The 10403-nt window shown below is 67.7% G+C and carries 10 protein-coding genes; 5 read left to right on the top strand and 5 right to left on the bottom strand.

The features are described from left to right. The coding region (locus WBV89_RS05670; protein WP_423980364.1) for a DUF58 domain-containing protein at positions 1-822 on the bottom strand (822 nt) is incomplete at its 3' end. Between the two features lie 2 nt (positions 823-824). After that, a complete protein-coding gene (locus WBV89_RS05665; RefSeq protein WP_423980363.1) occupies positions 825-1937 on the bottom strand; it encodes an AAA family ATPase in 1113 nt (370 codons plus the stop codon). Between WBV89_RS05665 and WBV89_RS05660 the strand changes: the two genes are divergently transcribed. Next, positions 1936-2265, top strand: coding sequence for a hypothetical protein (locus WBV89_RS05660; protein WP_423980362.1), 330 nt, complete (start codon positions 1936-1938; stop codon positions 2263-2265). The two genes, WBV89_RS05665 and WBV89_RS05660, sit on opposite strands and share 2 nt — an antisense overlap. 35 nt (positions 2266-2300) lie before the next feature. Here the strand turns inward: WBV89_RS05660 and WBV89_RS05655 are convergent, their stop codons facing one another. Continuing rightward, entirely contained in the window at positions 2301-3533 is a 1233-nt protein-coding gene (locus WBV89_RS05655; protein ID WP_423980361.1) for an NAD(P)/FAD-dependent oxidoreductase, read from the bottom strand. A gap of 108 nt (positions 3534-3641) precedes the next feature. On the opposite strand from WBV89_RS05655, the gene WBV89_RS05650 reads away from it, so the two are divergent. Continuing rightward, on the top strand, positions 3642-4574 hold the full coding sequence (locus tag WBV89_RS05650) for an SDR family oxidoreductase (protein WP_423980360.1): 933 nt from the start codon (positions 3642-3644) through the stop codon (positions 4572-4574). 12 nt (positions 4575-4586) lie between these two features. On the opposite strand, the gene WBV89_RS05645 is transcribed toward WBV89_RS05650, so the two are convergent. Next, positions 4587-5681, bottom strand: a complete 1095-nt coding sequence (locus tag WBV89_RS05645) for a DUF2817 domain-containing protein (protein ID WP_423980359.1) — start codon at positions 5679-5681, stop codon at positions 4587-4589. Between the two features lie 89 nt (positions 5682-5770). On the opposite strand from WBV89_RS05645, the gene WBV89_RS05640 reads away from it, so the two are divergent. Then, positions 5771-6619 (top strand): MaoC/PaaZ C-terminal domain-containing protein, encoded by an 849-nt coding sequence (locus WBV89_RS05640; protein ID WP_423980358.1) that lies wholly within the window; start codon positions 5771-5773, stop codon positions 6617-6619. Positions 6620-6705: 86 nt separating this feature from the next. On the opposite strand, the gene WBV89_RS05635 is transcribed toward WBV89_RS05640, so the two are convergent. Then, complete coding sequence (locus tag WBV89_RS05635; protein ID WP_423980357.1) at positions 6706-8472, bottom strand: proline--tRNA ligase; 1767 nt, start codon at positions 8470-8472, stop codon at positions 6706-6708. 236 nt (positions 8473-8708) lie between these two features. Here WBV89_RS05635 and rimP point away from each other — a divergent pair, with 236 nt between their 5' ends. After that, positions 8709-9293 (top strand): ribosome maturation factor RimP, encoded by a 585-nt coding sequence (gene rimP, locus WBV89_RS05630; protein WP_423980356.1) that lies wholly within the window; start codon positions 8709-8711, stop codon positions 9291-9293. An 11-nt stretch (positions 9294-9304) separates the two neighbouring features. Further along, positions 9305-10403: transcription termination factor NusA (nusA, locus tag WBV89_RS05625; RefSeq protein ID WP_423980355.1), on the top strand; the 1099-nt coding region annotated here is incomplete at its 3' end.

Raw genomic sequence — 10403 nt, 5'->3', positions numbered from 1 at the left:
CTGCTGGACCTTCGCCGTGACGCGGATCTCCCGGGCGCGCCCCGTGGCCGGGTCGACGAGCTCGACGAGGCCGATCGGTGGGACGTCGAACTCTCGCGGATCGGAGACGACGAGGGTGAGGATCTCGTGGCGCAGCCCTGTGCGGCCGAGTGGTTCGACCCACCCGTCACCGGCGAAGTCGGACACGACCGCGACGAAGCCGCGGCGGTGGGCGATCGCTCCCACCCGGTCGAGCGCACCGGCGAGGTCGGCGGGTCCTGCTCCGTCTGCCGGGGGAGCGGTGGCGAGCGAGGCAAGGATGGCGCGCACCTGGTTCGCACCCGCTCGCGGTGGCATCACGTGGAGCTGCGGGCCCGCGACCAGGACGGCGCCGAGCCGATTCTGGGATCGAGCCGTCAGGAATCCGACCGTCGCCGCCGCAGCCATCGCGGTCTGTGCCTTGTCGTTCTCCTGGGTCCCGAAGTCCATGGTCGCCGACACGTCGACGACGAGCCACGCGAGGAGATCGCGATCGGCGATCTGCTCTCGGATGTACGTTTCGTTCGTCCTGGCGGTGACGTTCCAGTCGATGCGGCGGACGTCGTCACCCGGCTGGTACGGTCGCGACTCGCCGGGCTCGGAGCCGTGTCCCGGGGTGAGTCCCTGGTGATTTCCGTGGAGGATTCCGTCGAGTCGCCGGGTGATCATCAATTCGAGTGACCGCAGCCGCTCGGTGACGGCATCGGGTGTCGGACCCTGGACCCATCCGGTCGCGGCGGGTCGCGGGACAGCGGGAGGGAGCGTCGTCGGGGGAGCGCTCGGCGCGGGTGCGGAACCGCTCACGGTCAGCTCCGCGAGAACGCGTCGTTCGGCTTCGGTGAGACCCAGTGGGCGGGGACCGCCGACAGCATCCGGTTGACCACGTCGTCGGTCGTGATGTCCCGGGCGAGCGCGTCGTACGTGAGCAGCAGGCGGTGGCGGAGGATCTCGGGAGCGAGATCGAAAACGTCCTGGGGAGTCGCGTAGGTCCGGCCGCGGAGCAGAGCGAGCGCACGGGCGCCGCGGACGAGGTTGATGGTCGCACGGGGGCTGGCCCCGAGGCCGACGATGTCGCCCAGGTCGCCGAGGTTGAAGCGCGCCGGATCGCGGGTGCACTGCACGAGGTCGACCGCGTACTGGGCGACCGATCGGTCGACGAACACCTCATCGGCGCGACGTTGGAGCCGGATCAGTTCCTCGAGCGTGATCACCTGCTCGGGAACCGGGGCCATCGTGTTGACCGCCATCCGGTCGAGAATCGTGAGTTCTTCGTCGGCGGTCGGATGGTCGAGCACGATCTTCATCATGAACCGGTCGCGCTGCGCATCCGGAAGGTTGTAGACGCCCTCGGATTCGATCGGGTTCTGTGTCGCGACGACGAAGAACGGTTCCGGCACGGGGTGCGTCACGCCGCCGATCGTGACCTGCTGCTCGGCCATCACCTCGAGCAGGGCCGACTGGACCTTGGCAGGAGCGCGATTGATCTCGTCCGTCAGGAGGAAGTTCACGAACACGGGGCCGAACTCGACGTCGAACGTCTCGCTGCTGCCGCGGTAGATCCGGGTACCGACGATGTCGGACGGGAGCAGGTCGGGGGTGAACTGGATGCGCGCGAACGTGCCTCCGACGACGTTCGCCAACGTTTCGGCGGCCAGCGTCTTCGCGAGTCCGGGCACCGACTCGAGCAGGCAGTGGCCTCGACACAGCACGCCGACCAGGAGTCGTTCGAGCAGGCGGGTCTGGCCGACGATCACCTTGCGGAGTTCGAAGAACACCTTCTCGAAGGTCTCCGCCGTCTGGACGTCGTTCATCGGTGCGGCAGGGGTCTCGTCCGTCATCGGGGTCGAAACTACTGGCGTGCACGGGCGAACATCGATCGGCCCGACGGTGACGTCGGGCCGACGTATCCTGAACGTCATGACCGATGACGCCGGAGCCACCGCCGAACCCGGTATCGACGAGGGCGCGGCGCCCTTCGACGAAGCCGAGTGGCAACGCATCGAGGACGAGGAGACGTACGCCCGACGTCGGACATCGACGATCGAGGCAGGGCGGCGCAAGGGTGGTGTCGCCGGCGCCGCGATGGCCGGAGCGATGCTGGCGATCCAGGAGATCTACGAGGGTCCCGAGAAGGACGAGATCGTCGCCGTCTCGGAGAGCCCCGACGAGCCGGGCGACATCGACAAGGACGGCATCCTCATCACTGTCGGCGACCTCGACGTGGAGTCCAAACCCCCCGACGCGTGAGCAATGCACGTCGGTGCCAGGCACCAACGTGCATCTCAGTCGCGGTAGGCGCCGGCGCGGGCGAGGAAGTGTCGATGCCAGCGTGATGGTGTGAGGGCGACCGCTCGTGGTTCGTCCTCGAACATCCAGCGGGCGAAGTTCCGGCGGCCCCACGAGCCGCTTGCACCGACGACGCGAATCGCTCCCCGTGCTCCCCAGCGCTTGCCGAGCACCCGACCGAGTGCGAGCGACATGCGGTGATCGGCGACCAGATGGTGGCGAACCTCGTGGGCGTACAGCCGACCGGCATCATCGGGCCGTGTCGCGCCCGCTGCGATGATCGCCTCGGCGGCCAGTCGTCCGGTCAATAGCGCCTGCCCGATCCCCTCGCCGGTCATCACGTCGGTCGCGGCAGCAGCATCGCCCACGAACAGGACCCGTCCTGCCGTCAACGGAACCGAGTCGACACGCGCCGGGATTGGCCAGGCCGTGTGTCGGTCCTCCATCGTGAACCCATTTCCCAGCGCCTCGATGACGTGAGGGCGTCGGAGAAGATCGGGCCAGATCTCCTTGATCTCCTTACCGGTCCGGGTTCCGTCACGGAGGACGCCGAACCCGATGTTGGCCCGATTGCTGGGAAGCGGGAACGACCAGGCGTACCCCGGAAGCAGGTCCGGTTCGAACCAGACGTGGAGGTCGTGCGCTGCCGACCCGGTGACGCCGGACGCGTACTGGCGGAATCCGTGCCATTCACCGAAGTAGCCGGGGTCGTTCGTTCCCGTCGCCTTGCGGACCGGGCTCCACATCCCGTCGGCCGCGACCACGTATCGGGCCTCGATGCTCAGGCCGTCGGCCTCCACGCAGATGACGTCGTCGACCTCGCTCCGGCTGTCGTCGAAGGAACGAAAGCCATGCCCGTCGCGGACATCGGCGCCCGCTGCGCGAGCCATCCGGAGCAGTGCATCGTCGAGCTGCAGCCGGGGGGTGACCGCGGCGTATCGGCCGTCCTCGGGGAGCGGCACTCTGACCGACCTCCCGGACGGCGACCGCAGGACGGCGCCGTCGACGTCGCACCAGTCCTCGACCTTGTCCGGCTCCAGCCCGAGTTGTTCGAGTTCGCGCAGGGCGAGCGTGGTGAGTCCGTCTCCGCAGCACTTGTCGCGAGGAAATGTCGCCTTGTCGATCACGACGACGGATCGACCCGAGCGGCACAGTTCGATCGCGGCGGCGCTCCCGGCCGGGCCTCCGCCCACGACCACGACGTCTACCGACAGGTTCTCATGCGTCATCGATGTGGAGGCTAGGAGCGACGACGGGTGCTGCGTCGCGAGGGGCCCACGGGTCGGAGCGGTCGTCGGCTTCGCACGCGTCGCCGTCGGACACGTACCTTTCGACCCATGAGTGGATTGTGTGAAGGTCGAGTCGTCATCGTCACCGGAGCCGGCCGCGGCATCGGACGCGAGCATGCGCTGAGCCTGGCTCGCCAGGGAGCCAAGGTCGTCGTGAACGATCTCGGCGGTGCCGTCGACGGAACGGGTGGCGATCTCTCGCCGGCCGATCAGGTCGTCGCCGAGATCGTCGAGATGGGCGGCGAGGCCGTGTCGAACGGTGAGAGCGTCTCGAACTGGGACGGCGCGAAGCGGATGATCGATCAGGCGATCGAGACGTTCGGCGACCTCCACGGTGTGGTCAACAACGCCGGGATCCTGCGGGACCGGATGCTCGCCAATATGAGCGAGGCCGAATGGGACTCGGTGATCGACGTGCACCTCAAGGGGACCTTCGCCCCGGCCCGTCATGCCGCCGCGTACTGGCGCGAGCAGTCGAAGGCGGGCAAGGAGGTGTCGGGCCGGATCGTCAACACGGCGTCCGTCTCGGGCATCTACGGGAACCCGGGACAGACGAACTACGGCGCCGCGAAGGCCGGGATCGCATCGTTCACGAACATCGCTGCGCTCGAACTCGCTCGCTACGGAGTGACGGTGAACGCCGTCGCGCCGGTCGCGTTGACGCGCATGACCGAGGGGCTCGGACCCGCACCGGAGACCGACGAGGACCGCGAGGCGCAGTCGCCCAAGTGGATCGCTCCGATCGTCACGTGGCTGTGTTCGGCCGAGGCGTCAGGGGTGACCGGTCGGGTCTTCGAGGCATCGGGTCGGTTCCTCGCCGTCGCCGAACCGTGGGTGCGCGGACCGTCGGTCGACCCGATCGACGATCCGACGCTGCTCGGTGCCGCCGTCGAGGGTCTGCTCGCCGAGGCCCGTGGCAACACGGGGATGAACGGGGTCACAGGCGGCCCGCCACAGAACCTGGTGGCCGGCATCGGCTGACCGTTCGGCTGGTCAGTTCCCAGCGGCGAGGGCGATGAGCGCTGCCGACGACACGGCGTCGAAACGCTCGACGAGCGTCGCGAGCCAGGCTGGATCATCGTCGGCGAACGCCGCGCGCACCTGGGCCCGAATCACATCACCGTCCGGCCCGCGCGGGTCTCCGTGCGCGTGGAGCCAGGCGTCGGCGCGCAACGCCTGCAGCACGGTCACGGTGTCGACCGTCCCGAACTCGAGTGCAGCGGCCGTCACCTCGACATCGGGGACCCAGCCGTCGATCGCGCCCAACCAGTCGCCGCTGAGTTGTGCCGACACGCTCTCGCCGTCGGCCATCGAACGGACCTCGCCCCACCACGCCGTACCCCGGTCGTAGCCGGGATCACCTGCGGACTCGTGTGAGATCAACTCGCCGTGGCCCCAGGGCCCGAGTCCGGTGTGGACATCGATCACGCCGAGCCTGCGCGCGGACCCGACGAGGTTCGCCATCCGTTCGGTGATCCACCGGTTCGACCACGCCGGCCCGGAGCCACCGTGGAACACGCCCGTCGGATGGTCGTACTGCCCGCCGCTGATGATCTCCTGGAAGCGGGGAAACCCGACGTCGCCGGCGATCTCGAGCAGTGCCGTCGTCGTCGCCGCTTGCGTTTCCTCGTCCCACGCCGTCGGTACGAGGAGGTCGGCGAGGTCACCGTATGCATCGTTCTGCGGCGGTGACGTCCAGTCGACGAAGTTGCGGTTGAGGTCGACGTTGTCCTCGTTGACGCGCCGGACCCAGGAGAATCCGACCGGGTTGAGCGCGTGCACGATCGCCACCCGCACGCCCGGCGGAATCGTGTGCGCACGCTCGTCGAGCCACCACCGTTGGAGGGCTGATCCGGCGTACCCCTCGACTCCGTGCGTGCCCGAGACGATGACGAGGACGGCCTCGGCATCGTCCGGACCGATCGTCACGACGTCGATCGCGAGTTCCTCCCCGTCGCGCCCGGTCGATGGGTGCACGGACGTGGTCGTCGTGGCGTCGGCTCGGCGGGCGGCGGCGTGGGCGGCCGAGCGCGCGTCGTCGTACGTGGTCGACAGACGAGGTCCGTCGGCGGTGGCATCAGAGGTCATCGGGTGATGTTCTCAGATCCGAGGGGTCGGACACCGAAACAGGTGGCTCGGGTCCGATGCGGGGGACCGTCGCGGCGTACCTTCTGCAGATGGCTTTGAATCCAGATGCAGTCGGTTCCACCTCTGATCCCGTCGATGTGACGTGGGACAGCCGAGACGCGCTGCTGTACGCCGTCGGAATCGGCGCCGGTCACGAGGAACTCCAGTTCACCACCGAGAACACGAAGGGTGTCGAACAGGTCGTGTTCCCGACGTTCCCGGTGGTCGTCGGTTGGGGTGCCGGATCGGCGATGGGCAAGGTCGGCAGCTTCGATCCGACGCAGCTCGTCCACGGCAAGCAGGCCGTCACCCTCCACCGCCCGATCCCCGTCAGCGGCACGGTCACCCTCACGGGCGAGATCACGGGGATGTTCGACAAGGGCAAGGCCGCGGTGATCGATTCCGCGACCACGGCGACGCTCGACGGTGAGCCGCTCTACACGACGACATCGTCGGTGTTCATCCGCGGTGCGGGCGGCTGGGGTGGCGACCGCGGCACCTCGGGTCCGCAGAACGTGCCGCCGGAGCGTGCCGCCGACCACGAGATCACCTATGTCACCTCGCGTGATCAGGCGTTCGTCTACCGACTCTCCGGCGACCGCAACCCGTTGCACACCGACCCGGGCTTTGCCGCGATGGGCGGATTCGACACCCCGATCCTGCACGGACTCTGCACGTACGGATTCACCGGACGCGCGCTGCTGCACGCGGTCTGCGACAGCGACCCGGCGCGCTTCCGTCACATCGAGGGCCGCTTTGCTTCACCGGTGTTCCCGGGGGAGGCACTCACGATCCGGATGTGGAATATCGACGACGGCCACACCGTCTTCACCACCAGCGCCGGCGAAGGCGAGACCGAACGCCTCGTGATCGATCAAGGCCTCCTCCGCCACTCCTGACATCCGGGTGTTTGCGTCTATCCGGGTGTTTCTGCGGGACTTCCAGCAACGCAAACACCCGGTCGGACGGAAACACCCGAACCGGGTCAGGGGCGGCAGGTGGCGACGAGGTGGTCGACGACGTCGGCGAGGGCGATGTCGCTCTGCTCGCCGGTACGGCGGTCCTTGACCTCGATCGTCGGAGCGTCGGATGCGATGCCGCGTCCGGCCACCGCGATCGTCGGGATCCCGATCAGTTCGGCGTCCTTGAACCGCACGCCGGGGGAAACCTTGACCCGATCGTCGAAGAGCACCCGGAGTCCACGTGCTTCGAGCTCGGCAGCGAGCTGCTCGGCGGCGTCGCGCTGCGGGCCGCCCTCCTTGCCCGCCATCACGAGGTGGACATCGGCGGGAGCGATCTCGCGCGGCCAGCACAGTCCGATGTCATCGCTGGTCGCCTCGGCGATCGCGGCCAGACAACGCGTGACACCGACACCGTACGAACCCATCGTCGGCGTGGCGGGCTTGCCGTCCTCGCCCTGCACCCAGAGATCGAGCGCCTCGGCGTACTTCCGGCCGAGTTGGAAGATGTGGCCGATCTCGATGCCACGCGCGATCTCGACCTCCGAGCCACATGCGGGGCACGTGTCGCCGGGACGGATCTCGGCGGCTTCGATCACACCGTCGGGCGTGAAATCGCGGCCGGCGGTCAGGTTGATGACGTGGTTCCCGTGCGAATCGGCGCCGGTGACCCAGGCGGTGCCGGTCACGATGCGCGGGTCGACGAGGTAACGGATCCCCGACGCATTGTTCTCACCGAGCACGCCCGGGCCGATGTAGCCCTTGGCGAGGCTCGGATGCTTCGCGAAGTCCTCCTCGGAGAACGGCTCGGCCTCGGCGGGGGCGACGACCGCCTCGAGCCGCTTCATGTCGACGTCGCGATCGCCGGGGACGCCGATCGCGAGCGGCTCGATCGTGCCGTCGGGATGCTTCAGGTTGACGACCAGGTTCTTCAGCGTGTCCGCTGCGGTCCAGTCCCGTTCGGGGTGGCGCATCGACGCGTCCTGGTTGACGAAGACGACGAGCGTCTCGATCGTCGGCGTGCCCGGCGTGTCGTGTACGACGGCCTCGGGCAGCCCGTCGAGCGCGATCTCGTCGGGGACCGGTGTCGTCACCGCTTCGACGTTCGCGGCGAAGTCGCATGCGGTGCAGCGGATGTAGGTGTCCTCGCCGATGTCCATCGGTGACAGGAACTCCTCGGACTTGGAACCGCCCATCGCGCCGGACATGGCCGACACGATCACGTAGGGCAGACCGAGACGGTCGAACAGTTCGATGTACGACTTGCGGTGCGCGGCGTACGACTCGTCGAGGCCCTCGTCGGTCAGGTCGAAGCTGTACGAGTCCTTCATCACGAACTCGCGGGTGCGCAGCAGACCGGCTCGGGGTCGGGCCTCGTCGCGGTACTTCGTCTGGATCTGATAGAGGCTGACCGGGAGGTCCTTGTACGACGCGGCGATGTCCTTCACCATCAGCGTGAACATCTCCTCGTGCGTCGGCGCGAGCAGGAAGTCGGCGCCCTTGCGGTCCTGGAGTCGGAACAGGTTGTCGCCGTACTCGGTCCAGCGGCCCGTCGTCTCGTAGGGCTCACGCGGAAGCAGCGCGGGAAAGTGGACTTCCTGGAAGCCCGCCTTGTTCATTTCGTCGCGGACGATGTTCTCGACCTTGCGGTAGACCTCCCAACCGAGCGGGAGCCACGAGAAGCCACCGGGAGCAGCGCGGCGGATGTAGCCCGCCCGCACGAGCAGACGGTGGCTCGCGACCTCGGCATCGGCCGGGTCGTCACGCAGAGTCTTCAGGAACAGGTTCGACATCCGGAGCACGATCGGAAACCTACCGGCCGCAGGGGTCGGAGCACGGCGGACGTCGTGGCTCGCCGAGGGTCGATCCGGCGCCCGGACCTCTCTCCCGAAGCGGGAATCTGGCTGCTATCATCGAATTCCGCAAATTGGTTTCGTGACCAAGGCGTGGGGCTCCTGCCTCACGCCTTGTTTGTTGAATGAGCCCGGAACATCGGGTGGAGACGACGACGGAAAGGAGGTAGATCGACATGGCAACAGAACTCGACCGAGTGCGAGAACTGGTCGCACCGATCGCCTCCGACCTCGGTCTCGACCTCTACGACGTCGAACGCCGGAGCAAGGTGCTGCGGATCACGATCGACACGCCCGCCGGCTCCGAGGGTGGCATCAGCCTCGACACGTTGTCGCTGGCGACGCGCCTGATCAGCCGTGAGTTGGATCACGAGGATCCGATCTCGAGCGCCTACACGCTCGAGGTGACCAGCCCCGGGCTCGAACGCCCGCTGCGCACCCCGGAGCACTTCCAGCGCGAGGTCGGCAAGGACATCACCGTGCGTCTCGCCGGTCACGGGGTCACCGAGGGCGAGGACCGTCGGGTCGACGGCAAGCTCGTCGCCGCCGACGAGGTCACCGCCACCGTCTTGACCGCATCCGGCGTGGAGCGAAGGATCGAGATCGCAGCGGTCGACAAGGCCCGCACGATCTTCGAATGGGGTCCGAAGCCGAAACCGGGCAAGGGCCCGGGAAACACCAAGACCAAGAAGGCGAAGCAGTCGTCCGAGACGCCGCCGAACACACCGAAGCAACGCAACAAGGAGAAGCAGCAGTCGTGACGAATCTCGACATGAGCGAAGCCATCTCGATGTTGGCTCAGGAGAAGGGGTTGTCGGAAGACGCCCTCCTCCACGTGCTGGTGGACGCCCTCGCGTCCGCGTACAAGCGCCGGCCCGACGCAGCCGACGAAGTCGTCGTCGAGGTGAACCCCGACACGATGGACTTCTCGTTCATCGCGTACGACGTCGACGAAGACGGCAACTGGACCAACGAACGCGATGACACGCCGAAGAAGGAAGAGATGGGCCGAATCGCCGCTCAGACCTTCCGCCAGGTGATGAGCCAGCGCATCCGCGAGGTCGAGTCCGACCGCAAGTTCGAGGAGTACGCGAACCGCGAGGGCGACATCGTCACCGGGATCATCCAGCGGACCGACGCGCGCTACACGCTGCTCGACCTCGGTCGCGCCGAGGCGTTGCTGCCTCAGGCCGAGCAGGTCCCGTTCGAGCGTCCCGCCCAGGGCGAGCGCCAGAAGGCGTACATCGTCGAGGTCCGCCGGACGCCGAAGGGCCCGCAGATCGTCGTGTCGCGTACCCACCCCGGCCTAATCAAGCGCCTGTTCGAGCTCGAGGTTCCCGAGATCGCCGAAGGCATCGTCGAGATCAAGGCCTGCGCCCGCGAACCCGGCCATCGCACCAAGATCTCCGTCTGGTCGAACGATCACAACGTCGATCCCGTCGGCGCCTGTGTCGGTGCCCGCGGTGGGCGCGTCCGGATGGTCGTCAACGAGATGCGTGGCGAGAAGATCGACATCGTCCCGTTCTCGGAGGACCTGCCCGACTTCGTCGCCAAGGCGTTGTCGCCGGCGAAGGTCACCCAGGTGATCATCTCCGACGACGGCACCCAGGCCGACGTGATCGTTCCCGATCACCAGCTCAGCCTGGCGATCGGTCGTGAGGGACAGAACGCACGGCTCGCCGCGCGTCTGACCGGCGTCCGCGTCGACATCCGTTCCGAGACGCAGCTGGCCGAGGGGATCCCCTCGGGCGGACGCGACCAGGAGGACGTCGACTATGCCGACGGGCAGTGGGTCGCCAACAAGGAGACCGGCGAGATGGAGTGGCACGCCAGCGATGGCAGCGTCATCTCCGAGTCGGCATGGCAGGACC

This window comes from Ilumatobacter sp. (assembly GCF_049588435.1).
Taxonomy (GTDB): Bacteria; Actinomycetota; Acidimicrobiia; order Acidimicrobiales; family Ilumatobacteraceae; genus Ilumatobacter_A.
The sequence above is the reverse complement of the archived record's forward strand: the minus strand, read 5'-3'. Positions and strand labels throughout refer to the sequence as shown.